28 protein-coding genes are annotated in these 26,301 nt (G+C 63.5%); 15 read left to right on the forward strand and 13 right to left on the reverse strand.

Annotation, left to right across the window (positions count from 1 at the left end):
* Positions 1 to 8 precede the first annotated feature (8 nt).
* Positions 9 to 479 (reverse strand): redox-sensitive transcriptional activator SoxR, encoded by a 471-nt coding sequence (gene soxR / locus ACO07C_RS23905; RefSeq protein WP_421916635.1) that lies wholly within the window; start codon positions 477 to 479, stop codon positions 9 to 11.
* Between the two features lie 175 nt (positions 480 to 654).
* On the reverse strand, positions 655 to 1,113 hold the full coding sequence (locus ACO07C_RS23910; RefSeq protein ID WP_421916636.1) for a tRNA (cytidine(34)-2'-O)-methyltransferase: 459 nt from the start codon (positions 1,111 to 1,113) through the stop codon (positions 655 to 657).
* Positions 1,114 to 1,490: 377 nt separating this feature from the next.
* Between ACO07C_RS23910 and ACO07C_RS23915 the strand changes: the two genes are divergently transcribed.
* From ACO07C_RS23915 to ACO07C_RS23935, 5 genes are read left to right on the forward strand one after another with little or no spacing between them, the layout of a single operon-like run.
* The gene (locus tag ACO07C_RS23915) at positions 1,491 to 1,952 is read left to right on the forward strand and encodes a hypothetical protein (protein WP_421916637.1); all 462 of its coding nucleotides are present in this window, start codon (positions 1,491 to 1,493) and stop codon (positions 1,950 to 1,952) included.
* Positions 1,953 to 2,010: 58 nt separating this feature from the next.
* Positions 2,011 to 3,891 (forward strand): ABC transporter ATP-binding protein, encoded by a 1,881-nt coding sequence (locus tag ACO07C_RS23920; RefSeq protein WP_421916638.1) that lies wholly within the window; start codon positions 2,011 to 2,013, stop codon positions 3,889 to 3,891.
* A 10-nt stretch (positions 3,892 to 3,901) separates the two neighbouring features.
* Positions 3,902 to 5,785: an ABC transporter ATP-binding protein gene (locus ACO07C_RS23925; RefSeq protein WP_421916639.1), complete on the forward strand. Its 1,884-nt coding sequence runs from the start codon at positions 3,902 to 3,904 to the stop codon at positions 5,783 to 5,785.
* A gap of 4 nt (positions 5,786 to 5,789) precedes the next feature.
* Positions 5,790 to 6,263 (forward strand): GNAT family N-acetyltransferase, encoded by a 474-nt coding sequence (locus tag ACO07C_RS23930; RefSeq protein ID WP_421916640.1) that lies wholly within the window; start codon positions 5,790 to 5,792, stop codon positions 6,261 to 6,263.
* 1 nt (position 6,264) lies between these two features.
* Positions 6,265 to 6,570 carry a DUF6665 family protein gene (locus tag ACO07C_RS23935; RefSeq protein WP_421916641.1) on the forward strand — a complete coding sequence of 102 codons (306 nt, stop codon included), beginning with the start codon at positions 6,265 to 6,267 and terminating at the stop codon, positions 6,568 to 6,570.
* A gap of 81 nt (positions 6,571 to 6,651) precedes the next feature.
* Here the strand turns inward: ACO07C_RS23935 and ACO07C_RS23940 are convergent, their stop codons facing one another.
* Positions 6,652 to 6,996 (reverse strand): cupin domain-containing protein, encoded by a 345-nt coding sequence (locus ACO07C_RS23940; protein ID WP_421917592.1) that lies wholly within the window; start codon positions 6,994 to 6,996, stop codon positions 6,652 to 6,654.
* Between the two features lie 314 nt (positions 6,997 to 7,310).
* On the opposite strand from ACO07C_RS23940, the gene petA reads away from it, so the two are divergent.
* The 7 genes from petA (at position 7,311) to ACO07C_RS23975 (ending at position 13,331) form a co-directional block, all read left to right on the forward strand.
* Entirely contained in the window at positions 7,311 to 7,871 is a 561-nt protein-coding gene (gene petA / locus ACO07C_RS23945; protein WP_421916642.1) for a ubiquinol-cytochrome c reductase iron-sulfur subunit, read from the forward strand.
* 17 nt (positions 7,872 to 7,888) lie between these two features.
* Positions 7,889 to 9,190 carry a cytochrome b gene (locus ACO07C_RS23950; RefSeq protein ID WP_421916643.1) on the forward strand — a complete coding sequence of 434 codons (1,302 nt, stop codon included), beginning with the start codon at positions 7,889 to 7,891 and terminating at the stop codon, positions 9,188 to 9,190.
* Between the two features lie 28 nt (positions 9,191 to 9,218).
* Positions 9,219 to 10,082 (forward strand): cytochrome c1, encoded by an 864-nt coding sequence (locus ACO07C_RS23955; protein ID WP_421916644.1) that lies wholly within the window; start codon positions 9,219 to 9,221, stop codon positions 10,080 to 10,082.
* A 129-nt stretch (positions 10,083 to 10,211) separates the two neighbouring features.
* Positions 10,212 to 10,907 carry an acid phosphatase gene (locus ACO07C_RS23960; protein ID WP_421916645.1) on the forward strand — a complete coding sequence of 232 codons (696 nt, stop codon included), beginning with the start codon at positions 10,212 to 10,214 and terminating at the stop codon, positions 10,905 to 10,907.
* A gap of 171 nt (positions 10,908 to 11,078) precedes the next feature.
* Positions 11,079 to 12,224, forward strand: a complete 1,146-nt coding sequence (locus ACO07C_RS23965; RefSeq protein WP_421916646.1) for an alpha-hydroxy acid oxidase — start codon at positions 11,079 to 11,081, stop codon at positions 12,222 to 12,224.
* Positions 12,225 to 12,243: 19 nt separating this feature from the next.
* Positions 12,244 to 12,699, forward strand: coding sequence for a hypothetical protein (locus ACO07C_RS23970; RefSeq protein WP_421916647.1), 456 nt, complete (start codon positions 12,244 to 12,246; stop codon positions 12,697 to 12,699).
* Between the two features lie 86 nt (positions 12,700 to 12,785).
* Entirely contained in the window at positions 12,786 to 13,331 is a 546-nt protein-coding gene (locus ACO07C_RS23975) for an adenine phosphoribosyltransferase (RefSeq protein WP_227345623.1), read from the forward strand.
* A 160-nt stretch (positions 13,332 to 13,491) separates the two neighbouring features.
* Here ACO07C_RS23975 and ACO07C_RS23980 read toward each other — a convergent pair whose 3' ends face one another.
* The 4 genes from ACO07C_RS23980 to ACO07C_RS23995 form a co-directional block, all read right to left on the reverse strand.
* Entirely contained in the window at positions 13,492 to 13,956 is a 465-nt protein-coding gene (locus tag ACO07C_RS23980; RefSeq protein WP_421916648.1) for a MaoC family dehydratase, read from the reverse strand.
* Positions 13,953 to 14,432 carry a MaoC family dehydratase gene (locus tag ACO07C_RS23985; protein WP_421916649.1) on the reverse strand — a complete coding sequence of 160 codons (480 nt, stop codon included), beginning with the start codon at positions 14,430 to 14,432 and terminating at the stop codon, positions 13,953 to 13,955. Before ACO07C_RS23985 ends, ACO07C_RS23980 begins: the two co-directional genes overlap by 4 nt.
* Before the next feature lie 126 nt (positions 14,433 to 14,558).
* Positions 14,559 to 15,533 carry a magnesium/cobalt transporter CorA gene (corA, locus tag ACO07C_RS23990; RefSeq protein ID WP_421916650.1) on the reverse strand — a complete coding sequence of 325 codons (975 nt, stop codon included), beginning with the start codon at positions 15,531 to 15,533 and terminating at the stop codon, positions 14,559 to 14,561.
* A 209-nt stretch (positions 15,534 to 15,742) separates the two neighbouring features.
* Entirely contained in the window at positions 15,743 to 17,077 is a 1,335-nt protein-coding gene (locus ACO07C_RS23995) for a uracil-xanthine permease family protein (protein WP_421916651.1), read from the reverse strand.
* 125 nt (positions 17,078 to 17,202) lie between these two features.
* Here ACO07C_RS23995 and guaD point away from each other — a divergent pair, with 125 nt between their 5' ends.
* Positions 17,203 to 18,561, forward strand: a complete 1,359-nt coding sequence (gene guaD, locus ACO07C_RS24000; RefSeq protein ID WP_421916652.1) for a guanine deaminase — start codon at positions 17,203 to 17,205, stop codon at positions 18,559 to 18,561.
* Positions 18,562 to 18,679: 118 nt separating this feature from the next.
* Here the strand turns inward: guaD and ychF are convergent, their stop codons facing one another.
* The 4 genes from ychF to ACO07C_RS24020 form a co-directional block, all read right to left on the reverse strand.
* Positions 18,680 to 19,783, reverse strand: a complete 1,104-nt coding sequence (ychF, locus tag ACO07C_RS24005; protein ID WP_421916653.1) for a redox-regulated ATPase YchF — start codon at positions 19,781 to 19,783, stop codon at positions 18,680 to 18,682.
* 94 nt (positions 19,784 to 19,877) lie between these two features.
* A complete protein-coding gene (gene pth / locus ACO07C_RS24010; protein ID WP_421916654.1) occupies positions 19,878 to 20,597 on the reverse strand; it encodes an aminoacyl-tRNA hydrolase in 720 nt (239 codons plus the stop codon).
* Positions 20,598 to 20,620: 23 nt separating this feature from the next.
* Complete coding sequence (locus ACO07C_RS24015; RefSeq protein ID WP_421916655.1) at positions 20,621 to 21,262, reverse strand: 50S ribosomal protein L25/general stress protein Ctc; 642 nt, start codon at positions 21,260 to 21,262, stop codon at positions 20,621 to 20,623.
* A gap of 253 nt (positions 21,263 to 21,515) precedes the next feature.
* Complete coding sequence (locus ACO07C_RS24020) at positions 21,516 to 21,944, reverse strand: MarR family winged helix-turn-helix transcriptional regulator (protein WP_421916656.1); 429 nt, start codon at positions 21,942 to 21,944, stop codon at positions 21,516 to 21,518.
* Between the two features lie 147 nt (positions 21,945 to 22,091).
* Here ACO07C_RS24020 and ACO07C_RS24025 point away from each other — a divergent pair, with 147 nt between their 5' ends.
* Positions 22,092 to 22,955, forward strand: coding sequence for an alpha/beta fold hydrolase (locus ACO07C_RS24025; protein WP_421916657.1), 864 nt, complete (start codon positions 22,092 to 22,094; stop codon positions 22,953 to 22,955).
* 69 nt (positions 22,956 to 23,024) lie between these two features.
* On the opposite strand, the gene ACO07C_RS24030 is transcribed toward ACO07C_RS24025, so the two are convergent.
* A complete protein-coding gene (locus tag ACO07C_RS24030; RefSeq protein ID WP_421916658.1) occupies positions 23,025 to 24,266 on the reverse strand; it encodes an MFS transporter in 1,242 nt (413 codons plus the stop codon).
* 164 nt (positions 24,267 to 24,430) lie between these two features.
* Between ACO07C_RS24030 and ACO07C_RS24035 the strand changes: the two genes are divergently transcribed.
* Complete coding sequence (locus ACO07C_RS24035; RefSeq protein WP_421916659.1) at positions 24,431 to 25,318, forward strand: AraC family transcriptional regulator; 888 nt, start codon at positions 24,431 to 24,433, stop codon at positions 25,316 to 25,318.
* A gap of 21 nt (positions 25,319 to 25,339) precedes the next feature.
* Here the strand turns inward: ACO07C_RS24035 and ACO07C_RS24040 are convergent, their stop codons facing one another.
* Positions 25,340 to 26,221 carry an aldo/keto reductase family oxidoreductase gene (locus ACO07C_RS24040; RefSeq protein WP_421916660.1) on the reverse strand — a complete coding sequence of 294 codons (882 nt, stop codon included), beginning with the start codon at positions 26,219 to 26,221 and terminating at the stop codon, positions 25,340 to 25,342.
* Positions 26,222 to 26,301 lie beyond the last annotated feature (80 nt).

Raw genomic sequence — 26,301 nt, forward strand, 5'->3', positions numbered from 1 at the left:
TCCGCATTTCAGGCACCTTCTCCCCGTGAACGGGGAGAAGGAAGAACGAGCCGCCTTGCCCCCGAGCCTTCCCTTGCAAGTCTGTCGCCCTCGTTCCTGAGCGGACATTTGTCGATCGACATGCAGCCGCAGCCGATGCAGTCGGTCAGGCCATCGCGCAGCTTCTTCAACTGGTTGATCTTCTGATCCAGCCCGTCGCGCCAAGCCGTTGAAAGAAGATTCCAGTCCTCGCGTGTCGGGGTGCGGCCCTCTGGGAGCGATTCCAGCGCGGCGCCAATCTCGGCCAGCGAGATGCCGACCTCCTGCGCGACCTTGATGATAGCCACGCGCCGCAACACGTCGCGGCCGTAGCGGCGCTGGTTACCGGAGGTGCGGTGGCTGCGGATCAGCCCGCGCGCTTCATAGAAATGCAGCGCCGACACCGCCACGCCGCTGCGCGCGGCCACCTGGCCGACAGTCAATTCCCTTACTGGCGCCATTCCCGGCCCTTCCGCCCGATTTTTCTGCTTGACCTCAAGTTAAGTTGAGCTTGTAGCCAAGAAGCCAAGGACATGCAAACCGCGGGAGAAGGCGATGTGCGCTTGGGTGAGAATGACGCAGGACGGTCTTGTCGCTGGCGGGGAGGCGGTGATCGCCATGCCCGCCGATGGCTTGCTATCCAAGCTGCCGGATGGCTTCGCCCGCCACCATGGCGACGGAAAGCGCGACGTTGATGCTGCGCGCCCCCGGCTGCATGGGAATGGTCAGCCGCGCATCCGCCGCCTCATGGACAGAATCCGGCACGCCTGCGGATTCTCGGCCGAACAGCAGGATGTCGCGACCCGCAAAAGCGAAGCCGGTGTAGGCAATAGCGGCCTTGGTCGACAAAAGCACCAGCCGCCGCGCCGCCGTCTTGCGCCAGTCCTCGAAGGCGTGCCAGTCGGCATGCCGGGTCATGTCAGCCATTTCGATGTAGTCCATGCCCGCCCGTTTCAGCGCCCGGTCGGAGAGCGGGAAGCCCGCGGGTTCGATGATGTCGACGCCAAGGCCGAGGCACGCGGCGAAGCGCAGGATTGTGCCGGTATTGCCGGCGATGTCCGGCTGGTAGAGGGCGATGCGGAGACGGTCGTTCATTTCCACATCCTTCTAATAAGTGGCAGAACGGCCACAGGAGTTCGGCGGTTTTGGAAATTCCTGGACCTGCGGGTGGCCATTTTCTGCCAAGTCTTGTATACGCCGACCATTGTCAACCCGAACCGATGGAGGGGTAATTCATGATGACCATGCACATCCAGCGCCCCTCTCGTGGACTTGTAAGCTCCACGGCGGTTTCGGTACGACGATTCTCCTGACACTCTAAGACTTGATCGCACCGATTCCCGCCGAAACGATTTTTCGGCTGTCGAAGGAATCCTGCGATGTTTTTCAAAAAGTCAAAAGGGCCGAGCGCCCCACCTGAACGTGTCGCGAGCGACACCTGTCATGTCCGGGCCGACGCTGGCCGTCGTGTCATGACCGATGCAATCCGCGCCTCCGGCCGCATGCCGGAGGACGATGTTGTCTCGCCTTTTTATCACTATTTTCACACGGAGGACGGACCCATGTTCGATCCCTACAGAATACCCGGCTCAAGGAGCCTGCATACCCACCGGATGCCGACCTGGGCGCTGCTGATCGGCGAAACCTATTCGTCGGCGGTTCACGCCGAGCAACGTCGGCGTCCGCATCGCGGCATGCTGCCGGATGTCGACTTCTCGCGCGCGGTTCCCGACCCGAGCCGGCCGTCGCTGGTGCGCCGGCTGATGAGGCTGATCCGGCCGAAGACCCGCGCGGTCGCCACGGTGCCGTCAGCAACGCCGAACCAGCCTGTCGGCGAAACGTCGTCGACATCCTATATTGGGCGAAGCAAGACCGGCGACTCGGGTGAATCCGAGTCGCCGGCAGTCGATGGCGTACGCTCGCTTGCCGCATAGCCGGGACCGGTGCCGCCGATCCCTGTATATTGATATTGATATTGAAGAGTACCGATAGATGTTTGCCTGGTTTGAAAAGAGGCTCGATCCGTTCCCGACCGAGGAGCCGGTCGAGCCGCCCAAGACGCTGGTCGCGTTCTGCGTGTTTTATACGCGCGGCGCATGGCCCTTCATCCTGATCGACGCGGTGCTGGTGGCGGCGATCGCCATTGCCGAAGTGTGGATGTTCGGCTTCCTCGGCAGCATCGTCGACTGGCTGTCGGCGCAAGATCGCGAGACCTTCCTGCAGACGGAAGCCTGGAGGCTGGCACTGATGGCCTTCGTCGTGCTGTTCGCACTGCCCGGCACGGTCTGGCTGCATTCGATGCTGAACCAGCAGACGCTGATGGGCAATTATCCCATGCGCATACGCTGGCAGGTGCATCGCTACCTGCTCAAGCAGTCGATGAGCTTCTACCAGGACGAGTTCGCCGGCCGCATCGCCACCAAGCTGATGCAGACGGCGCTCGCCGTGCGCGAATGCGTCATCAAGCTGATCGACGTCTTGAACTACGTCATCGTCTATTTCCTCGGCATGCTGTTCATCGTCGGTTCGGCCGACCTGCGGCTGGCCGCCCCGCTCGGCGTCTGGCTGGTCAGCTACATGCTGTTGCTGCGCTACTTCATCCCGCGCCTGGGCAAGGTCGGCGAGGCGCAGGCCAATGCGCGCTCGATCATGACGGGACGCGTCGTCGACAGCTACTCCAACATCCAGACGGTCAAGCTGTTTTCCCATGCGCGCCGCGAAGCGTCCTTCGCCAAGGAGGGCATGGGCGGCTTTCTCGACACGGTCTACCGGTCGATGCGCCTGGTGACGGTGCTCTACGTCCTGCTCTACATCATGAATTCGCTGCTGCTGTTCTCGGTCACCGCGATATCGCTCTGGCTGTGGCTAAACAACGCGGTGTCGATAGGCGCGGTCGCCGTGGTCATCGGCCTGGTGCTGCGGCTGTGGGGCATGTCGCAATGGATCATGTGGGAAATGTCGGCGCTGTTCGAGAATATCGGCACGGTGCATGACGGCATCGCTTCGATCTCATTGCCGCGCCTTGTCGAGGACCGGCCGGATGCCGGCGATATCACCGTTTCCAGGGGCGAGATCCGGTTCGACGACATCGGCTTCCACTACGGAAAACAGAAAGGCGTCATCGAGGGCCTGTCGCTGCGGGTGAGGCCGGGCGAAAAGGTCGGCATCGTTGGCCGCTCGGGTGCGGGCAAGTCCACGCTGGTCAACCTCCTTCTGCGCTTCTACGACCTCGAAAGCGGCAAGATCCTGATCGATGGCCAGGAGATCGCTGGCGTGAAGCAGGATTCGCTGCGCGCGCAGATCGGCATGGTCACGCAGGATACCTCGCTGCTGCATCGCTCGGTGCGCGAGAACATCCTTTACGGCCGGCCCGACGCCTCCGACGACATGCTGGTCGAGGCGGCCCGCCGCGCCGAGGTGATGGACTTCGTCGGCGGGCTTTCCGACGGCGAAGGCCGCAAGGGTTTCGACGCCCATGTCGGCGATCGGGGCGTCAAATTGTCCGGCGGCCAGCGGCAACGCATCGCCATTGCCCGCGTTATGCTGAAGGACGCGCCGATCCTCATTCTCGACGAGGCGACGTCCGCGCTCGATTCCGAGGCGGAAGCCGCCATCCAGGAGAACCTCTACAAGCTCATGCAGGGCAAGACCGTCATCGCCATAGCACACCGGTTGTCGACGATCGCCGCCATGGACAGGCTGGTGGTGATGGACAAAGGCCGAATCATCGAGGAAGGTTCGCATGAGGAGCTCGTCGCCAGGGGCGGGCTCTATGCGCAGCTGTGGCAGCGGCAGTCGGGCGGCTTCCTGCTCGAGGACGGCCCGGCTGATGCGGCCAACGACGCACAGGCAAAGGGGCAAGCCGCAGAATGATGGCCGCCGCATGATGACTGCCATCTATCGCTGGTTCGAGAACTGGGTCTATCCTTTCCGGGAGCCGGCGAACCTGCGGCCCCCCGCGAGTGTCGGCGGCTTCATCTGGCACTATGTCGGGCAGGCGAAGTTCGCCTTCTTCGCCATGCTGGTCATCGGCGGCATCGCGCCGCTGGTCGAGGCCGGCCTGTTCTACTTCGTGGGGCGACTGGTCGACATTCTCGACCAGCTTCCGAACCCGCGCAGCTGGCAGGCTCTCTGGCATGCCGCCGGCCCCGAACTGGTGTTCATGGCTGTGGTGGTGCTGGTCGTGCGCACCATCGTCGTGGGCCTGTCCGCGCTGGTCGACGAGCAGACGATCACGCCCGGCTTCTACAATCTGGTGCGCTGGCAGGCGCACCGGCACGTGTCGCGCCAGTCCTACGCCTTCTTCCAGAACGATTTCGCCGGGCGCATCGCCACCAAGGTCTGGCAGGCCGGGCAGGCGACCGGCGACCTGATGGAAAGCTTCATCGAGGTCGTCTGGTTCATGGTCGTCTATACGGTGACGACGCTGGCGGTGGTCGCCGGGCTCGACTTGCGCCTGGCGGCACTGGTGGTCGTATGGATCGTGGCCTTCGGCTGGCTGGCGAAACTCTATCTGCCGGCGATCCGCAAGCATGCGGAGGCAACGGCCGAAGCCGGTTCGATGATCAATGGCCGCATCGTCGATTCCTATTCGAACGTGCAGACGCTGAAACTGTTTTCGGCCGATGGCGACGACCGCTATATCCGCAGCGGCTTCGATATCTATCTCGACGCGCTGCGTCCGTTCACGCGCCGGCTGACCGGGGTGCGCATGGCGCTGACGACGCTGGCGGGCGTCATGATCACGGCCATCGCCTGCTTTGCCGTCTATCTCTGGGTCGAAGGGTCGATCACCGTCGGAGCCGTCGCCTTCACGCTGTCGCTGGTGCTGCGGCTCAACATGCTGCTTGGCCGGCTGATGATGCAGCTCAACGGCATCCTGCGAAACCTCGGCGTGCTGGAGAACTCCAAGGCGCTGATCTCGCAGCCGCTCGGGCTGGTCGATGCGCCCGACGCCAAGGAGCTGGTCGTGGCCGGCGGACGCATCGATGTCCGGAATCTCGAATTCCACTATGGCAAGGGTTCCGGCGTGCTCAACGGCATCGACCTTGTCGTGAGGCCGGGCGAGAAGGTCGGGCTGGTCGGCCCGTCCGGCGCCGGGAAGACGACGCTGGTCAATCTGATCCTGCGCCTTTACGACCTCGAAAGCGGCAAGATCACCATCGACGGGCAGGACATCTCCAAGGTCACGCAGAACTCGCTGCGCGCCAATATCGGCGTCGTCAGCCAGGACACCGCGCTTTTCCACCGTTCGCTGCGCGACAACATCAAGCTCGGCATGCCCGACGCGACCGACGCCGAGGTGATCGCCGCGGCCAGGAAAGCCGAGGCGCACGACTTCATCCTTGGCCTGCGCGATAACAGGGACCGCATCGGCTATGAGGCCTTTGTCGGTGAGCGCGGCGTAAAACTGTCGGGCGGCCAGCGCCAGCGCGTCGCGATCGCCCGCGTCTTCCTCAAGGATGCGCCGATCCTGGTGCTGGACGAAGCGACCTCGGCGCTCGATTCCGACATCGAGGCGGCGATCCAGGAGAACCTGACGCGGCTGATGGAAGGAAAGACGGTGATCGCCATCGCGCACCGGCTGTCCACCATCGCCGCACTCGACCGGCTGGTAGTGCTCGACGGCGGCCGCATCGTCGAACAGGGAACGCATGACGAGCTGGTGGCGCTGGACGGCCTCTATGCGCGGCTGTGGAAGCGCCAGTCCGGCGGGTTCCTGTATCACGATGACGGCGTGCTGGAAGAGACGAGGCCGGCGGAGTAGGAGCGTGAGCGGTGCGGCGCAAAACTCCTATGTTCTCAAGCGGCTTCGCCCGACCGTGCCGGCATTCGACGCGCTGAAGGAAGAGAGCCGGCTCGAAGGGTACTGGATGCTGGTGCGCCTGGCGGATGGTTGGGCAAGCGGCCGCAACAAGTTCCTGAAACGCGGCGAGGCGCTTTTCGGCGCCTGGCACGGCAAGGAGCTCGCGGGTGTCTGCGGGCTGAACATCGATCCCTATTTCGACCGCGGACAGGGGCGGGTCCGGCATCTGTTCGTCAGTCCGGGCCACCGCCGCAACGGCCTTGGCCGCATGCTGGTCGAAACCGTGATTGAGAGGGCACGCCAGTGTTTCGCCATCCTGAACACCCGCGCGCCGAAGGAAGCCTTTGCTTTCTATGAGGGACTTGGCTTCCAGCGCGTGGTCGGCGAAGAATTCATTACACACCGCATGATGCTTTCCGGACACGGGAAAGGAGACTGAGATGTCGCTGCGCCCGCCATCTGTCGGCAATTCGGCGGCGGAAGCCGCCTTCGACGCGCTCGGCCACGAGATCCTCGCCGAAAAGGCGGCGGCACTGGGCCGCGCCGGCCAGCGCGTCGAGGAGACATTGGCGAGGCTGCGCGACAATGGCGACGCCGAGCACCGGCCCCGGCTGCTCAAGGAGGCGGCCGAAGCCGTGCACGGCTATTTCATCCAGCGCGAACTGTGCGGCCTGCGCAGGCACGATGGCGTGATCCGTGAATATGATATCCCGAAGGCCGTTCTGGTCAGGCTCGGCGCGAAGTAGCTCTTTTACATTGGACCATGATCTTTTCCGAAAACCGGTTTCCACTTTTTGCTTATGCTGACCTCCGGTTCGGGATCATGGTCACTCCAGCCACTCGGTGACGAACTTGCCGCTCTCGTGGATGTCGGTCGTCTCCAGCGGGCCTGGGCCGAGATTGGTGAACTTGTGCGGCGTGCCGGGCGGCACAATGACGATCTGGCCGGCGGAGGCCTCGATTTCCTGGTCGCCGATGGTGAACAGGCCGCTTCCCTGGCGGATGATGAAGATCTCCGCGTAGGGATGCTTGTGCAGTCTCGGGCCGCCGCCGACGTCGGGCAGATAGTTGAAGATCAGGCAGGAGTTGGAACCGTAGGCGCCGCATTGCAGCTCGCCCTTCCAATGGTCGGAACGGACAGCCCATTCCTCACGATCGATGACATGCGCCATGAGCCGCAGGATAGACCTGGCCGGCACCTCGTGTCGAGGCGCACGAGGGTGCCGGATTTGCGGTTGTTTCCCTGTCATTTAGCGGTGTTTGCCGGCCGTTCGTGGTCTTGTCGCTCGATAGGGTATTTTGTCCCCGCGACAATCTGCCCATGTGCCTTCACCCGTCTGGACAAAAACGGGCTTCACGCATAAACCGAAGTCCAAATGCCGGAGGAATTCGCTAGCCTGTTCGCCATGCGCTGTCGGGTTGGCGTGAATGAGCGGGGAACAAGGCTCGGCCACCGGCGCGGAAGAGGCGAAAGGATCAGGCACCCGTGAGCGCAACCGAAACCCACGATCCCAACCGTCGAGATTTTCTCTACGTCGCCACCGGCATGGCCGCGGTGGTCGGCGCTGGTGCGGTCGCTTGGCCGTTCATCGACCAGATGCGCCCCGATGCCTCGACGCTGGCGCTCGCTTCGGTTGAAGTCGATGTCGGCTCGCTGACGCCGGGCATGTCGCTGATCGTCAAATGGCGCGGCAAGCCGGTCGTGGTGCGCAACCGCACCGACAAGGAAATGAAGGACGGCGAGGCTGTCAGCCTCACCGATCTGAAAGACCCGATCGCCCGCAACGCCAACCTGCCGTCCGATGCGCCGGCGACCGACGCCAACCGTACCACGCCCGGCAAGGAAGCCTGGATGGTGATGGTTCAGGTCTGCACCCATCTGGGCTGCATTCCGCTCGGCCAGGAAGGCGACTTCGGCGGCTGGTTCTGCCCGTGCCATGGTTCGCAATACGATACCGCGGGCCGCATCCGCAAAGGTCCGGCGCCCGAGAACATGGCGATTCCGGTATTCAAGTTCATTTCCGATACCAAGATCCTTATCGGTTGAGGCAGGGGGATATTTCCATGAGCGAGGGACACTCGACCTACACGCCCAAGACCGGTATCGAACGCTGGTTCGACGCCCGCATGCCGCTGCCGCGGCTGATCCACGATTCCTTTGTCTCCTATCCGGTGCCGCGTAACCTGAACTATGCGTGGACCTTCGGCGGCATCCTGTCGATCATGCTCGTGGCGCAGATCCTGACCGGCATCGTGCTGGCCATGCACTATACCGCGGACACCAATCTCGCCTTCGGCTCGGTCGAGAAGATCATGCGCGACGTGAATTCGGGCTGGCTGCTGCGCTACATGCATGCGAACGGCGCGTCGTTCTTCTTCGTCGCCGTCTACATCCACATCTTCCGTGGTCTTTACTACGGCTCCTACAAGGCGCCGCGCGAGCTGCTCTGGATTCTCGGCTGCATCATCTACCTGCTGATGATGGCGACCGGCTTCATGGGCTACGTGCTGCCGTGGGGGCAGATGAGCTTCTGGGGCGCCACCGTCATCACCGGCTTCTTCTCGGCCATTCCGCTGGTGGGCAACTGGATCCAGCAGCTGTTGCTGGGCGGCTTCGCCGTCGACAACCCGACGCTGAACCGCTTCTTCGCCCTGCACTATCTGCTGCCGTTCATGATCGCCGGCGTCGTCGTGCTGCACGTCTGGGCACTGCATGTGGTCGGCCAGTCGAACCCGACCGGCATCGAGGTCAAGTCGAAGACGGACACCGTCGCCTTCACGCCCTACGCGACCATCAAGGACGCGTTCGGCATGATCGTGTTCCTGTTCTTCTTCGCCTATTTCGTCTTCTTCCTGCCGAACTATCTCGGCCATCCGGACAACTACATCGTAGCCAATCCGCTGAAGACGCCCGCCCATATCGTGCCGGAATGGTACTTCCTGCCGTTCTACGCGATCCTGCGCGCGATCACCTTCAATGTCGGGCCGATCAACTCCAAGCTCGGCGGCGTGCTGTGCATGTTCGGCGCCATCGTCATGCTGTTCCTGGTGCCGTGGCTCGACACGTCCAAGGTGCGTTCGGCCGTCTACCGGCCCTGGTACAAGCTGTTCTTCTGGCTGTTCGTCGCCGATGCCGTCCTGCTTGGCTGGCTGGGCTCGCAGCCCGCCGAGGGCAGCTATGTGTTCATGGCGCAGATGGCAACGCTGTTCTACTTCGCCTTCTTCCTGATCGTGCTTCCGGTGCTCGGCCTGATCGAGACGCCGCGGCGGTTGCCGAATTCGATCACCGAGGCGGTGCTTGAAAAGAACAAGGGCGGCAGCGGGCATCCGGCGGGCGCTACGGCGGCTCCGGAAACCAAGGGCTGACCGGGTAGGGAATCTAAGGGGATTTGGCATGAAGAAGATTCTCACCTCGCTGGCGCTGATCGGCCTGATCGCCGCTGGCACCGGGGCAGCGGCCATCGCCGCCGAAGAAGCACACAATGCGGCGGCGCCGACGCATTTCCCGATCAATGAGCCGAAGGAGATGAGCTGGAGCTTCACGGGGCCAATCGGCAAGTATGACAAGGGCCAGCTTCAGCGCGGCCTGAAGGTCTACAAGGAAGTCTGCTCGGCCTGCCACTCGATGAACCTGGTGGCGTTCCGGACCCTGACGGACCTCGGCTACTCGGATGCCCAGGTCAAGTCGCTGGCGGCGAGCTACACGATCCATGACGGCCCCAATGATGCCGGCGACATGTTCGATCGTCCCGGCAAGCCTTCCGACCATTTCCCGGCGCCTTTCGCCAATGAGGAGGCCGCTGCTGCCGCCAATGGCGGCGCTGCTCCGCCCGACATGTCGCTGCTGGCCAAGGCACGCGGCGTGGAACGCGGCTTTCCGCAATTCGTCTTCGATATCTTCACCCAGTATGACGCGGGCGGCCCGGATTATATCCACTCGCTGCTGACCGGCTACGACCAGACGCCGCCTGCCGGCATGGTCATTCCCGAGGGCACGCATTACAACCCGTACTTCATGTCGGGCGTGTCGCTGAAGATGCCGAAGCCGCTTTCGGATGACCAGGTGACCTATGATGACGGCTCACCGCAGACGGTCGACCAGTATGCCCGTGACGTGGCCGCGTTCCTGACATGGGCGGCGGAGCCGCACATGGAAGACCGCAAGAAGACCGGCATTCGCGTGCTGTTTTTCCTTCTGTTGTTTGGTGCGCTGGTCTACCTCACCAAGCGCAAGGTGTGGGACGGCGTGGCGCATTAACCGCGCACTGCCAAGGGATTACAAAAAGGGCGCCGCGTGGCGCCCTTTTTGCGTTCCAGGAGGCGGTCGCGTCACATGGGCGTCACCCCATCTGGCGATCCTGCGCCATTCCCAACAAGGATTGCGCCCATGAAGAAATATGCATCGCTGGCGGTTGGTCTCCTGCTGCTGGTCATCGGCTCCGCTGCCCGGGCAGACGACGCCCAGCCCTTCGTCACCAGCAAGGACATCGACCTGACGATGATCCTGCCGCCACCACCGGCCAATGATTCCGCGCAGACCAGGGCCGAGATCGGCCAAGTGCTGACGCTGCAGGTGACGCGCACGCCGGAGATGGTGGCCAGTGCCGTCGCCGATGCCGAGGAGAATGTCTGGCGCTTCGCCGATGTCATGGGGCCGAAATTCAACAAGCAATCGCTGCCGAAATTCTCGGCCTTCTTCGATCGCGTGGTGGCAACCGAGGGCGCCGTCGTCGATCCGGCCAAGGACGTGTGGAAACGTCCGCGCCCGCATCAGCTCAGCGATCTGGTGAAGCCCGCCGTCAAGTTGTCCAATTCCGGTTCCTGGCCGTCCGGCCACGCGACCGTCGGCACCATGATGGGCATCATCCTCGCCGACATGGTTCCGGAAAAGCGCGCGGAGATCATGGCGCGCGCCGCGCTGTATGCCCACAACCGCGTCGTCGGCGGCATCCACTATCCGTCCGATGTCGAGATGGGCAAGATTTCCGGCAGTGTCATTGCCGCTGTTCTGCTCAACCGGGACGACTTCAAGGCCGAGTACGACGTTGCCAAGGCCGAGCTTCGCTCCGACCTCGGCATGTGAGTCCTCGCCGACGATCTCCACCAGAGGGGCGCTTCGGGCGCCCCTTTTTCATTGTCGCCGCCAGGTCCGACGGACAGCCGGCAACTAGCCCGTTGGCAGCGGGACACCGGGTTGATATTCGAGGCATGAAGGGCGGCGAATGACCTCAGCCCATGTGTTTGGAATTCGATGATGCGGCTTAGCGACTGTCATAACTTTTCCGATTTCCGCCGCATGGCGCAGCGTCGGCTGCCGGGACCGATCTTCAACTACATCGACGGCGCGGCCGACGACGAGGTCACCTATCGCCGCAACACCGAAAGTTTCGAGAGTTGCGACCTGGTTCCCAACGTGCTGCGTGGCGTGGGCGAAGTCGACATGTCGGTCACGGTCATGGGCCAGAAGCTTGCGATGCCCTTCTACTGCTCGCCCACTGCCCTGCAACGCCTGTTCCACCACCAGGGCGAGCGCGCTGTTGCCAGGGCCTCGGCCAAGTACGGAACGATGTTCGGCGTGTCCTCGCTTGGCACCGTCAGCCTCGAGGAGGCGCGCAAGATCAGCAGCAGCCCGCAGGTCTACCAGTTCTATTTCCATAGGGATCGCGGCCTCAACCGGGCCATGATGCAGCGGGCCAGGGACGTCGGCGTTGAAGTGATGATGCTGACCGTCGACAGCATCACCGGGGGCAACCGCGAGCGCGACAAGCGCACCGGCTTTGCCATTCCCTTCAAGCTCAACCTTGCCGGCATGCTGCAATTCGCGCTGAAGCCGGCCTGGGCGATCAACTATTTCACCCATGAGGGGTTCAAGCTGCCGCAACTGGACGAACATGTCGACATGGGCGGCGGCACGATGTCGATCAGCCGCTATTTCACCGAGATGCTCGACCCGTCGATGACCTGGGATGACGTTGCCGACATGGTCAGGCAGTGGCCGGGGCCGTTCTGCCTCAAGGGCATCATGTCGGTGGAGGATGCCAAGCGCGCGGTGGAGATCGGCTGTAGCGGCATTGTGCTGTCCAATCATGGCGGCCGGCAGCTGGACGGCTCGCGGGCGGCATTCGACCAGCTTGCGGAGATTGTCGATGCGGTCGGCGACCGGATCGACGTGATCATGGATGGCGGCGTGCAACGCGGCACGCATGTGCTGAAGGCGCTGTCGCTCGGCGCCAAGGCCGTCGGCGTCGGCCGCTACTATCTGTTCCCGCTGGCGGCCGCGGGCCAGCCGGGCGTCGAACGGGCGCTGGAACAGATGCGCGTCGAGATCGAGCGCGGCATGAAGCTGATGGGCTGCACCACGATCGGACAATTGTCGCGCGAAAATCTCCGTTTCAGGTAGTCTTGCCGGGGAGGGGGCCATGCCGGACAGCGAAAGCAAGAGAGACGAGGACGCGATCAGGGCGGTCATTGCCCGCCAGTTCGCAAGCCTGAGCTGGGGCGAGGGACGTGCTCCCGGCTGGGAGAATTTTGCCGGGGATTTCCTGGCTGGCGCCAGCCTGTTTGCCGCCGCCCGCCCGGCCAAGCCGATCACGGTTGGCGACTTTGTCGAGCGGATGCGCAAGCTTTCGCAGACATCGCTCAGGACATTCGACGAGACGGTCCTTGGCGTCGATATCCATGTCTTCGGCAACATCGCGATCGCGGCCGCCGGCGCCGAGATGACCGAGAATGGAGGCGAGACCAGCCGCTCCGTTGAAATGATGCTGCTGGTGAAAAGCGAGGGGCAGTGGAAGATCGCCGCCCAGGCGTGGGACAAGGCAAGCGAGGCCAATCCTTTGCCGGACACGCTTGTCTTGGGCGCCACATCGCGCTAGCCGTTGTCGGTGGCGTCGTGTCAAAATTGGCCCCGGCGCTCCTTCATACCTGTCAGCCGAAGCTGGATCATCCGGAGAGCCGTGTCATGAAACCTTCGCTCGAAGACGAGCTGCTCGCCGCGATCCGCACCATTCCGGACTATCCCAAGCCCGGCATCCTGTTTCGCGACATCACCACGCTGCTTGGCAATGCGCGCGCCTTCCGCCGCGCCATCGACGAGCTGGTCCATCCTTATGCCGGCCAGAAGATCGACAAGATCGCCGGCATCGAGGCGCGCGGCTTCATCCTTGGCGGCGCCGTCGCCCACCAGCTCTCGGCCGGCTTCGTGCCGATCCGCAAGAAGGGCAAACTTCCCTTCGAGACGGTGCGCGTCGCCTACAGCCTGGAATACGGGCTGGACGAGATGGAGATGCACAAGGACGGTGTCGCGCCCGGCGAGAAGGTGATCCTGGTCGATGACCTCATCGCCACCGGCGGCACGGCGGAAGCGGCGGTCAAGCTGCTGCGCCAGATCGGCGCCGATATCCTCGCCGCCTGTTTTGTCATCGACCTGCCGGACCTCGGCGGGCGCGCCAAGCTTGAAGCGCTCGGCGTGCCGGTGAGGACGCTGATCGGGTTCGAGGGGCATTGAGCGTCCTCCCTCGCCCAGTTTACGGGCAGAGGGAAGCGGAGCGAGCAGCGCGAGCGCAGCAGGGTGAGGAGCAGCGCGGCGGCCGACTTAAAGATGCCAACGCTGGCGCCGCCCCTCATCCGCCCCTTGGCACCTTCTCCCCGTAAACGGGGAGAAGGAACTACTCCACCTTCACCAGCACGGCGCTCTCAAACTCCAGCACCTTGTCGCCGGTCGAATCGAAGGCCTCCGAACGCAGCGCCAGCAGCCGCCAACCGGGGCGTGAGGCGATGGGACGGTGGGACAGGGCGGTGCGGGTGAAGGTCACTGTTTCGCCCGCATAAACCGGCTTCAGCCATTTCAGGTTCTTGAAGCCGGGCGAGGGGCCGAATTCCGGTGCGGGGCCGGGACCGGTCCAGCCTTCGGCGTCCATGCGTGCCTGGAGGTTGTATTTCATCCAGGTGGCGGCGGTGTGCCAGCCGGAGGCGCAGAGGCCGCCGAGCACGCTGGCCTTGGCCGCCTCTTCGTCGACGTGGAAGACCTGCGGGTCGTATTTGCGGGCGAAGGCCTTGATCTCTTCCGGCTCGAACCTGTGCGAGCCGAGCGTGACGGTGGTGCCGATGCGGAAGAACTCGTCGAGGGTCATGCCAAGGCCTCGCGCGTGAGGAACATGCCGGTGTTTTCGAGCTCGAAGACGCTTTCGCCGCGCTGGTTGAAAAGTTCCGCCCGCATGGTGACCAGGCCAAGCCGCGGCCTCGATTTCGACAGGCGCTTGGCGACGATGGTGCTGTGGCCGGTGAGCGTGTCGCCTGCCAGAACCGGCTTCTTCCATTTGACATGGTCGATGCCGGGCGAGCCCTGCGAGGTCGAGTCCAGCAGGAACGCATCGCACCACATGCGCATGAACATGGCGCAGGTGTGCCAGCCAGAGGCGGCCAGGCCGCCGAGGATGGAAGCCTTGCCGGCCTCCTCGTCGAGATGCATCGGCTGCGGGTCGAACTCCCCGGCGAATTCGATGATCTCTTGCGCGCTCACCAGCTTCGTGCCGAGGTCGAGCGAAGAGCCCTCGACGAAATCATCATAGGTCCAGGTCTTTCCGGGAACAGAAGTCTTTCCGGTCATATCTCAAATCCGGTTGAAGAACATACGGGTGCTACGGCTCGGCGTTCCCCGGATGAAGGCCGGACGCGGTCAGGTCAAGTATTTTCTGGTACGCCAGACTGTCGAGGCCGGCGCTGATGCAAGGGTTCAGAGCCAGCCGCGGCGGCGAAAATACCAGTAGGGCAGGATCGCCGACAGCACCATCATGGCGATGGCGAAGGGGTAGCCGAAGTTCCATTTGAGTTCGGGGATGATGTCGAAATTCATGCCGTAGATCGAAGCCACCAGCGTCGGCGGCAGGAAGATGACGGCGGCGACCGAGAAGATCTTGATGATGGCGTTCTGCTCGATCGAGATCATGCCGAGCGTCGCGTCGAGCAGGAAGGAGATCTTCTGCGACAGGAAGGTGGCGTGGTCGGCGAGCGAAAGCACATCGCGCGACAGCGTCTTGATGCGCGCCTTGGTGTCCTTGCTCATCTTCATGCGGGTGGAGGCATGGGCGAAGAAGCCGGCGAGGCGCTGCAGCGAGATCAGGCTGTCGCGCACCGAGGACGCGATGTCTTCCTTGCGGCCGATGCCCTTCAGCAGTTCCTGGAAATCGCGGTTGCGCTTGGAAACCTTGGTCGAGGTGGCCTGGAAGATATCGCGCGAGATGGTCTCGATGTCGCGGCCGGCGCGTTCCAGTATGTCGGCGAGACGGTCGACGATCGCCTCCAGCAGCCCGATCAGGATGGTGTCGCCGCTGGTGCAGCCCATCACCACCTTTTCGGCGCGCTGCGGAAAGGTCTTGAACGCCCTGGGTTCGTGATAGCGCACGGTGATCAGCCTTGTACCGGCGAGCACGAAGGTGACGGGAGACATCAGCGGATCGTCGACCTCGGTCTGGGCCGGCAGCGTGGCGGTCATGAAATAGGCGCCGTCCTCGACATAGAGGCGGCTCGAAATCTCGATCTCCTCCATCTCCTCGCGGGTCGGGATGGCAACGCCGAGCCAGTTCTCGATAGCGGCTTCCTCGTCCCTCGTGGGGTTGAGCAGATCGGCCCAGACGATGGCATCGCCGTTCTGCCCGAGATCGTCGACGGCCCGTAGGCGATCGTTTTCCACGACGAATGCCTTGATCATCGCCAGATCTCCCCGCCGGATTTAAAGGGTGCGTTCAAACGGACGCGTCGTGTCGGATGGCGCGGACATGAAGCGCGCGCCGTCCGTACGTCCGCCGCTTAGACCCCCGACATGACAAAATCAAGACGAGGAAGAAAAGCGGCGAGGGCTGTCCGGCATCGTGGAAGGCCGAGACGGGCACCGACGGCGCCGGCCGTCCTTCGTTGCGTCTATCGGGCGCTGGGCAGGGTCTGGTGCAGCACGATGGCCCAGACGGCGCCGAATGCGATCGATGAGCCGAGTATATATTGCACCAGATCGGGAAGGGTTTTGACGAAATCCGGCGGCGCCAGCGTGGCGAACAGCGCCATGAGGATGGGCAGGCCGATGACCAGCATGTTCCTCTCGTTGAGCGGCGTGCCGCGCACGACGCGAAAACCGTTCATGGCGATGACGACGCAAAGCACGCCGAAGACGCCGCCGATGACCGGCCCCGGTATAGAGGCGATGACAGCCGAGAGCTTGCCGATCAGCCCGAACAGCACCAGGAAGATGCCGGCCGCGCCAAAGGCGGCCCGGCTGGCGATGCCGGTGATGGCGATGATGCCGGCATTCGACGAGTAGCCGGTGACCGGCGTGCTGCAAAGCAGGGCGCTGATCAGGCAGCCGAGACCTTCGCCCGTGGCACCCTTGTCGAGTTGGTCATTCGTCAGCGGCCTGTCGATGACGGCGCCGACCGCGAACCACGTGCCGGTGGTTTCGGCCAGGACGACGATATAGACGATCAGCATCGTCAGTGTCGCCGACAGCGAGAACGTCACGTCGATATTGAAGAAGGCGATGCGCGGCATGGAAAACCAGGTCGCCGCTGAAACGCCCGACATGTCAAGCTGGCCCATGAAGGCGGCGGCCACGCTGCCGGCCGCGAGCGCGATGATGACCGAGAGCAGGCGCAGCCAGTTGCCCTTGGCGCCGAGCGCCATGCCGGCCAGCATGCAGCCGACAAGCACCGCGGCGGCGATGAAGGCGAGGACGATGTTGCCGCCGACGGTCGCGGGGCCGTGGATGGCGAACACGCTTTCCTTGAGCGCCACCGGCATCAGGGCGACGCCGACGACGATGATGATCGCGCCGCCGACGATGGGCGGGACAAAGCGGTTGACGAGGCGGTGGAAGATCTTCGTCGGCGACCCCAGCAGCATGACCAGTATGGCGCCCGGGATGAGCGCGCCGACCACGGCGGAGAGGCCGGCGATACCGCCGCCGGCGCCGAACGCGATGGCCAGCACCGCGCCGATCGGCACGAAGGATGGTCCCTGGACGACGGGCAGCCGCATCAGAAGCTGCGACTGTATCAGCGTCGCGATGCCCGCGGCGACGAAGGCCGACTGGATGAAGGCGCCGGCATCGCCGACGCTGAAGGCGAGCACCGAAGCGATGATGAACGGCACGATATAGACGTCCATCGCCAGCACGTGCTGGAGACCGAGCAGTGCGGCCTTGCCCAAAGGCAAGGGATCGTCTGGCCGGGCGATCAGTGTGATTTCTGGTGCAACGCGTTCCATGGTGTCCCCCTCTGGAAATTTCCGCTCGACCATGTGATCAGTCGGGCTCGAAGGACAGTGGCCACACGGTTTTGCCAACTGCTTTTTAGTAGGCCACGCAGCGCCTTAGCCGGGAGCAACCAAGCATGATGAAAGAACCCTTCACCCTGATCGGCACCGCCTTCCACACACCGGAACGCGGCCGGCTGGAGGTGCTGGAGGACCATCTTTTCAGCGTCGACGAGCAGGGGCGTATCGCCGAAGTGCTGGCGCCCGGCCATCCCGACTATGCGGCGCGCGAAAGCGACGCCCGGCGGGCGGGCACGCTCGTGCTGCTTGGCGATGGCCAGTTCCTGCTGCCGGGCCTCGTCGACCTGCACATCCATGCGCCGCAGTGGCCGCAGATGGGCAAGGCGCTGGATGTGCCGCTCGAGGTCTGGCTGCGCAAATACACGTTTCCGCTAGAGGCGCGCTTCGCCGACCTGGACTATGCGCGCGAGGTCTATGCCGATCTGGTCGACAATTTGCTGGCCAATGGAACCACCACGGCGCTCTATTTCGCCACGGTCCATGTCGAAGCCAGCCTGGCGCTGGCGGAGATCTGTCTTGAAAAGGGCCAGCGCGCGCTTGTCGGCAAGGTGGCGATGGATGATCCCGAACAGTGCCCGCCCTTCTACCGCGATGCCGATGCGGCCAGCGCGGTAGCGGACACCAGGCTCTTCATCGAGGCGGTCAAGGCGCTGGACAGCAGCACGCGGCCGCTCGTCCAGCCGGTGATCACGCCACGCTTCATCCCGAGCTGCACGGACGCCGCGCTGCACGGGCTGGGTGAACTTGCGACCGAATTCGGCTGCCACGTGCAGACGCATTGCTCCGAGAGCGACTGGGCGAAGGCATTCGTGGAAGATCGGTTCGGCAGCACCGACGCGGCAAGCCTCGAGGGTTTCGGCCTGCTCACCCGCCATACGATCCTGGCGCATTCGAACTTCATCGACGGGCAGGACATGGACCTGATCAAGGAGAAGGGCGCGGGCATTGCCCATTGCCCGCTGTCCAATATCTATTTCGCAAATGCCGCGTTTCCGCTGCGCGCGGCACTGGACCGGCATATGCATGTCGGGCTGGGAACGGACATTTCCGGCGGCTACAGCCCGTCGCTGTTCGACGGCTGCCGGCATGCGCTGTCGGCGTCCAGGATGCTGCAGAGCGGCGTTCACGCCGCCCTGCCGGCTTCAGAGCGCGGCGCGCCGGGCGAACCCATCACGCATCAGGAAGCGTTCTGGCTGGCCACCGCCGGCGGCGCGGAAGCTCTCGACCTGCCGACGGGCAGTTTCCGCGTCGGCCACGAGTTCGACGCGCTGCTGATCGATACGAGGGCCAAGGCGTCGAACATTCACATCAACGCCGACGATACGATTGAAGATGTCTTCCAGAAGATCGTGCTCAACGCGGGGAGGGCCAACATCGTGAGTGTCTGGGTGGGCGGCCGGATGGTGGTTGGGTGAAAGCCACTGGTAGCAGGCCATCGGGTGAATTGCACCATCACGGGCGTTGGCGCCGCCAACCCCGGAAACTAACCAAGACCGATCCCGCCGATGCACCACGCCGCCATGGCGCGCCCAATCACGTATTGAACTTGAAGAGCATGACGTCGCCGTCCTGGACGACGTACTCCTTGCCTTCGTCGCGCGCCTTGCCGGCTTCCTTGGCGGCCACTTCGCCGCCCAGCGTGACGAAGTCGTTGTAGGCGATGGTCTGGGCGCGGATGAAGCCGCGTTCGAAATCGGTGTGGATGACGCCGGCGGCCTGCGGGGCCTTGTCGCCCCTGTGGATGGTCCAGGCGCGCGTTTCCTTCGGCCCGGCGGTGAAATAGGTGATGAGATGCAAGAGGTCGTAGCCGGCACGGATGACCTTGTTCAGGCCAGGCTCGTCGAGGCCGAGCGAGGACAGGAATTCCATCTCCTCCTCGTCCGAAAGCTGGGCGACTTCGGCCTCGATCGCGGCCGAGATGACCACGGTGCCGGCGCCCTGCGCGGCGGCCATCTTTTCCACGGCCCTCGTGTGCTCGTTGCCGGTCGCGGCATCGGCCTCGGCGACGTTGCAGACATAGAGAACGGGATGCGAGGTCAACAGGTTCAGGCCCTGCAGGATGCGCAGGTCCTCGGCCGCAATACCCTTGAGCAGGACGCGGGTCGGCTTGCCGGCCTGCAGCAACTCAAGCGCGGCCTCCATCATCGGCAGCACGGTGGTCGCTTCCTTGTCCTTGCTGCCGGCGCGCTTGCGGATCTGCACGATGCGGCGCTCGAGACTGTCGAGGTCGGCGAGCATCAGCTCCGTCTCGACCGTCTCGGCGTCGGCGACGGGATCGATACGGCCCTCGACATGGGTGATGTCATCGTCCTCGAAGCAGCGCAGCACATGCACGATGGCGTCGACCTCGCGGATGTTGGCGAGGAACTGGTTGCCCAGGCCTTCGCCCTTGGAGGCGCCGCGCACCAGGCCGGCAATGTCGACGAAGGAGATGCGGGTCGGGATGATCTCCTTCGACTTGGCGATCGCGGCGATCTTCTGCAGGCGCGGATCGGGCACCGCCACCTCGCCGGTGTTCGGTTCGATGGTGCAGAACGGATAGTTGGCGGCCTGCGCCGCCGCCGTCCTGGTCAACGCGTTGAAAAGCGTCGACTTGCCGACGTTGGGCAAGCCAACGATGCCGCATTTGAAACCCATTGTGTCCGGTCCTATCGGGAAATCGAAATTTGATCAGGGCTATGGGGGATAGGGTAGATGATCGTCAAGCCCCGTGGCGCTCATGGTCCGTCACTCAGTCCTTGCCGAACAGCTTCTTCAGCATGGCGGCCATCGGGCCGGTTTCCGGCAATTTGGCAGGCGCCTGCTGCGGGCGCGCCTGCCGAACATGGCTCTGCTGCTTGGGAGCCTGTTTCCGCGCCGGCTTTTCAGGCTCGGGCTCGGCGTTGCCCCGAACAGCGAGGCTGAGCTTGTTCATGAAGCCGGATTCGTCGCCCTTGGCGATCATGCCGGCATTGTCGCCGATGGCGTCGAGCAGCGGCTCCAGCCATTCGCGGTCATATTTCGAGAAGTCGCCGAGCACATGGTGCTGGACCATTTCCTTGACGCCGGGGTGGCCGACGCCGATGCGCACGCGGCGATAGGTGTTGCCGATATGGCCATCGATGGAGCGGATGCCGTTATGGCCGCCGGCGCCACCGCCGGTCTTGATGCGGACCTTGCCCTCGGCGAGGTCGATCTCGTCGTAGAAGACGGTGAGGGCCGAGGATTCGAGCTTGTAGAAGCGCAGCGCTTCGCCGACCGACTGTCCGGACAGGTTCATGAAGGTCTGCGGCTTGATCAGGACGACCTTCTCGCCGCCGAGCGTACCTTCGCAGATCAGGCCCTGGAACTTCTTCGACCAGGGCGAAAAGGAATGGCGGCGGGCGATTGCGTCCGCCGCCATGAAGCCGACATTGTGCCGGTTGTTGGCGTATTTCGCGCCCGGATTGCCGAGACCTGCAAACAGCAGCATCGTCTTCTCCGGGTGGAAAGGTCTTACTTCTCTTCGGCGGCCGGAACCGCTTCGGGAGCCGCGGCCTCAGCCGTCTCTTCCGTCTCCGGCTTCATTGCCGACGAGCCGGCAACGGTCGCGATGGTGAAGTCGCGGTCGGAGATCACCGGCTTGACGCCGGCCGGCAGCTTGACCGCCGAGATGTGGATGGAATCGCCGATGTCGGCCCCGGTGAGATCGACGGTGATGAATTCCGGGATCGCATTGGCCGGGCAGTGGAACTCGACTTCGTGACGCACGATGTTGAGCACGCCGCCGCGCTTGAGGCCGGGCGACTTGTCTTCATTGATGAAGTGCACGGGCACGTCGACATTGACTTCGGTGTCCTTGCCAATGCGCAGGAAATCCACGTGAAGCGGGAAATCCTTGACCGGGTCGAGCTGGAAGTCCTTCGGCAGGACCTGGATCTTCTTGCCGTCGACATCGATCGTGGCGATCGTGGTCAGGAACCCGCCGCCATGGATCTTGTAGAAGATGTCCTTGTAGGTGAGCGATATAGCCAGGGGAGGCTGCTTGTCACCATAGATTACTGCAGGCACTTTACCGTTGCGGCGAACTGCACGGGCGGACCCCTTACCGACCTGTTCGCGTGCTTCGGCCTTGAGCTCGTAAGTGTCGTGGCTCATGGCATTTCCTTTCGGTTTGTTCTGGAGCGCCCACGGCGGCGATGTGCTTGGCCGTAAACGTCGAAAGCCGCCAGTCCTGGATGTCCGAATGCCGGCAGCCGCGAGAGCGGACCTTTGTTCGGGATATCAGGGGAAGGCAGCCTTCCGCCGCGTTGCCTCCAAGGGTGTCTACGCGGGTGGCGGCTCTATAGCGGAAGGTTGCCGGAGGTGCAAGCCGTTGGGCAGGACAGTGCCAAGGCGAACGCCAGGATGGCTACCGGTCGCCACCCAGCGCATCACGCAGCGCCTGGACCTGGCGGTTCAAGGCATCCAGCTCGGCAAGCGTCATGCCCGAGCGCTCGATCAGGGTCTCGTTCAGGCAATTGCACTGCACCAGAAGCGCACGGCCGGCGTCGGTCAGGTCGACCTGGACCTGCCGCTCGTCGGCATGGCTGCGCTGGCGGGTCGCCAGCCCCGCCTGTTCCAGCCGCTTGACCAGCGGCGTGACCGTGCTCGATTCCAGGGCCAGCCGGCGGGCGATGGTGCCGACCGACATGCCGTCCGTTTCTCCCAGCGCGTTGAGCACCAGATATTGCGGATAGGTGATCCCCATCTCGTCCAGCATCGGCTTGTAGGTGCGGTTGATCGCCATGCTCGTGGCGTAGAGCGTGAAGCAGATCTGATTGTCCAGCGGCAGGGGCACAGGGTATTCCTTCTTGAGGTTAGACGGCTTCATACCGCAATAAATGATATCGCGATACATATTTCTGTGGACATATGCGTCCGGCTGCCTTATCGATATGAATATCGCGATATCAATTATCGTAGTATCAAAAGAAGGGATACCGACATGAACCAAGCTTCGCAATCCAAGGCCGGCTCGGGCAGCGGCACACTGACCACCAAGGATGGAACGCAGATCTTCTACAAGGATTGGGGAACCGGCCAGCCGATCGTCTTCCATCATGGCTGGCCGCTGAGCAGCGACGACTGGGATGCCCAGATGCTGTTCTTCCTGGCGCAGGGCTACCGTGTCATTGCACATGACCGGCGAGGCCACGGCCGTTCGACCCAGACCGACATCGGCAATGAAATGGACACCTACGCTGCTGATGTCGCGGCTCTTGCCGAACATCTCGATCTCAAGAATGCCATCCATGTCGGCCATTCGACCGGCGGTGGCGAAGTGGCGCGCTATGTCGCCCGGTATGGCGCCGGCGGCCGTGTCGCCAAGGCGGTTCTGATTGGCGCCGTGCCGCCGATCATGCTCAAGACACCAGCCAATCCCGGCGGCCTGCCCATCGAGGTGTTCGACGGCTTCCGCGCCGCCCAGGCGGCCAACCGCGCCCAGTTCTTTCGCGACGTTCCGGCTGGTCCGTTCTACGGATTCAATCGTCCGGGCGCGGAGGTCTCGCAGGGCGTGATCGACAATTGGTGGCGCCAGGGCATGATGGGCGGGACCAAGGCGCATTATGATTGCATCAAGGCGTTTTCGGAAACCGACTTCACCGAGGATCTCAAGGCGATCGACGTGCCGGTGCTGGTCATGCATGGCGATGACGACCAGATCGTCCCGATCTCCGATTCGGCCCTGCTGACAATCAAGCTGCTCAAGAAGGGCGAGCTCAAGGTCTACAAGGGCTTTCCGCATGGCATGGCGACAACCCACGCCGACATCATCAACGCCGACCTGCTTGCCTTCTTCAAGGCGTAAGGTTTCAGGAACGAAAAAAGCACCCGCCGGCAGCCGGCGGGTGCTTTTTCATGTCGCAAGCAATGCGCCCTAGCGGGTCACGGCTTCGAGCTTCCTTGCTTCCCGCATGTTCGGCAGGAACACCGTCAGCAGGCCGAGCAGCGGCAGGTACGAGCAGATCTGGTAGACGAAATCGATGCCCTTCACGTCGGCGACGATACCAAGCACGGCGGCGGCGATGCCGCCCATGCCGAAGGCGAAGCCGAAGAAGATGCCGGCGATCATGCCGACGCGGCCCGGCACCAGCTCTTGCGCGAAGACGACGATGTTGGAGAAGGCCGACGACAGGATCAGGCCGATCAGCACCGTCAGCACCATCGTCCATTCGAGGTTGGCGTAGGGCAGCGCCAGCGTGAAGGGCAGCACGCCAACGATCGAGAACCAGATCATCGCCTTCTGTCCATAACGGTCGCCGAACGGGCCGCCGAGCAGGATGCCGAGCGCCGAGGCGCCGAGGAACAGGAACAGCATGACCTGGCTCATCTGCACCGACACGCCGAACTTATGAATGGCGTAGAATGTGTAGTAGCTGGAGAGCGATGCGATGTAGGCGTTCTTGGTCAGCACCAGCAGGGTCAGTACCGCCAGGGCCCACATCACCTTGCGGCGCGGGAAGGGCGAGACGAAGCTGGCTGTCTTGCGATTGGCCTGCGCGGCGCGCATGCGGCTGTACCAGCCACCCACCTGCCACAGCACGACGATGCCGATCAGCGAGCCGACGGCGAACCATGAAATGCTGGTCTGGCCGAAGGGCACGACGATGAAGGCCGCCAGCAGAGGACCCATGGACTGGCCGAAATTGCCGCCGACCTGGAACAGCGACTGGGCAAGGCCGAAACGGCCGCCGGAGGCGAAACGGGCGATGCGCGAGGATTCCGGATGGAAGATCGCCGAACCGATGCCGATCAGCGAGGCGCCAATCAGAAGCAGCCAGTAGTGGCCGGCATAAGCCAGCACGACCAGGCCGACCAGCGAGGCCGCCATGCCGTAGGGCAGGGAGTAAGGCATCGGCCGCTTGTCGGTGATCATGCCGATCACCGGCTGCAGCAGCGACGCCGTCACCTGGAAGGTGAAGGTCAGCAGACCGATTTGCCAGAAATCGAGACCGTAGTTTTCCTTGAGCAGCGGATAGATGGCCGATAGCAGCGACTGCATGATGTCGTTGATGCCGTGACAAAAGCTCACCGCCAGGATGACGGTGAAGGCCGTCGCCTGGGCTGACGTGTGGCTGATGCTGGCGGGTGCGACGCCGGTGGCTGTTGTATCGGACAAGACGGACTCCGTGGTCATTTTGGCGGGCGAACCCGCCGGGGGTCTTTTTGGCGGGCACGCCCGCGGGCAAACCGCGGGCTCTCCCGCACGCCGCCTTATAGGATGGTTGCCAAGCTACTTCTTTCGTGGTTTGGTCCAATAGTTTCGCAAGTGGGCCATATCCGATGCCGCATGGACGGGAAATATCCCACGCAGGCACAGTCGAGCGCCGGCAGTTGCATGAGAGCCGCTGGGAGTGGCTGGAGCAGGTCGCCGGGCCGGCGGTGGCGCTGCCGACGGAGTATCCGGACGGCTACCACGTACCGCAGCACCGCCATAGCCGCAGCCAGCTGCTGCATGCGCTGGTCGGCGTCGTGCTGGTGACGACACGGCATGGGCGCTGGATGGTGCCGCCCGATCACGCCATGTGGATCCCCGCCGGAACCGAACATGCGGTCGAAATGCTTGGCGATGTCTCGATGCGCTCGGTCTATGTCATGCCGCAGGCGATCGCCGGGCTGCCGGACAGCTTGCGCGTGGTCGGCGTCACCGACCTGATGCACAGTCTGATCGTGGAGTCGGAAAAGCTGCCCCAGGGTGGAGAACTGGAGGGGCGCGGCGGGCTGATCATGAGCCTGTTGCTGCATGAGATCCCCAATCTGCCGGAACGGCCGCTCGGCCTGCCTTTTCCGTCGGATCCGAAACTCGCGGCGCTGTGCCGGCGGTTCGTCGCGGCCCCTTCGCCGCATGCCACGATCGATGAATGGGCGGATGCGGCCGGCATGAGCCGGCGATCGTTCACCCGCGCCTTCCATCGCCAGACCGGCCTGTCACTGTCGACATGGCGCCAGCAGGCCTGCCTTTTCGCGGCCCTGCCGAGGCTGGCCGATGGAGAGCCGATCACAAGGGTGGCCCTCGATCTCGGTTATGACAGCGTGCCGGCCTTCATCACCATGTTCAAGCGGATGCTGGGGACGTCGCCGCGCGGCTACATGCGGCGGACGGGCGGGTCGGCAAGGGCTGACATGCCGATGCTGCAGGGGCCAAGCCCGGTCGGCCTCAAGCTCCCCTGATTGCCCCTGCGAGCCGCTATATCAGGCGGCCACGGATTCAGCCGCGATCCGGTCGAGCGTAGCGACCGTGTCCGCTGAAAGCTTCAGATCGGCCGCCGCGAGATTTTCGCGCAGGTGGCCGACCGACGATGTGCCGGGGATCAACAGGATGTTGGGTGCCCGCTGCAGCAGCCAGGCTAGCGCCACCTGCATCGGCGTCGCGCCTAGCCTGCCGGCCACATCGGACAATGTGGTCGACTGGAGTGGGGTGAAACCGCCGAGCGGGAAGAATGGCACATAGGCGACGCCCGCCGCCGCCAGTTCATCGACCAATGCATCGTCTTCGCGGTGCGCCAGATTGTACATGTTCTGCACGCAGACGATCTCGCAGATGCGGCGGCCTTCGGCGATCTGTTTGGACGTGACATTGCTCAGCCCGATATGGCGCACCAGGCCTTGGCGCTGGAGGTCGGCCAGGACCGTGAGTTGCGGTTCGAGCGACCCTTCGACGGGCCCGTGTATGCCAAGCATGCTGCGAAGATTGACCACTTCGAGCCTTTCAAGGCCGAGGTTGCGCAGATTATCGTGCACGGCCTGCGTCAGTTCCTTGGGCGACATGGCCGGGATCCAGGACCCATCCGTACCGCGCCGCGCGCTGATCTTGGTGACGATGACGAGATCGTCAGGGTAAGGGTGCAAGGCCTCGCGGATGATCTGGTTGGTGATGTGCGGGCCATAGAAGTCGCTGGTGTCGATGTGATCGACACCGCTGGCCACGGCCTCGCGCAACACCGCGACGGCGGCATCGCGGTCCTTCGGTGGCCCGAAGACGCCGGGACCGGCGAGCTGCATGGCGCCGTAGCCCAGGCGTTTCACGGTGCGGTTGCCGAGTTTGAATGTTCCTGCAGTGCTGATGTCGGTCATGTCGGTCTCCTCTTGGATCGACCTTGCATGTATGTCGGTTCGCCCTGTACGATAATATGATTTAATCGAAACAAGCCGTT

The sequence above is a fragment of the Mesorhizobium sp. genome (assembly GCF_965229135.1).
Lineage (GTDB): Bacteria > Pseudomonadota > Alphaproteobacteria > Rhizobiales > Rhizobiaceae > Mesorhizobium.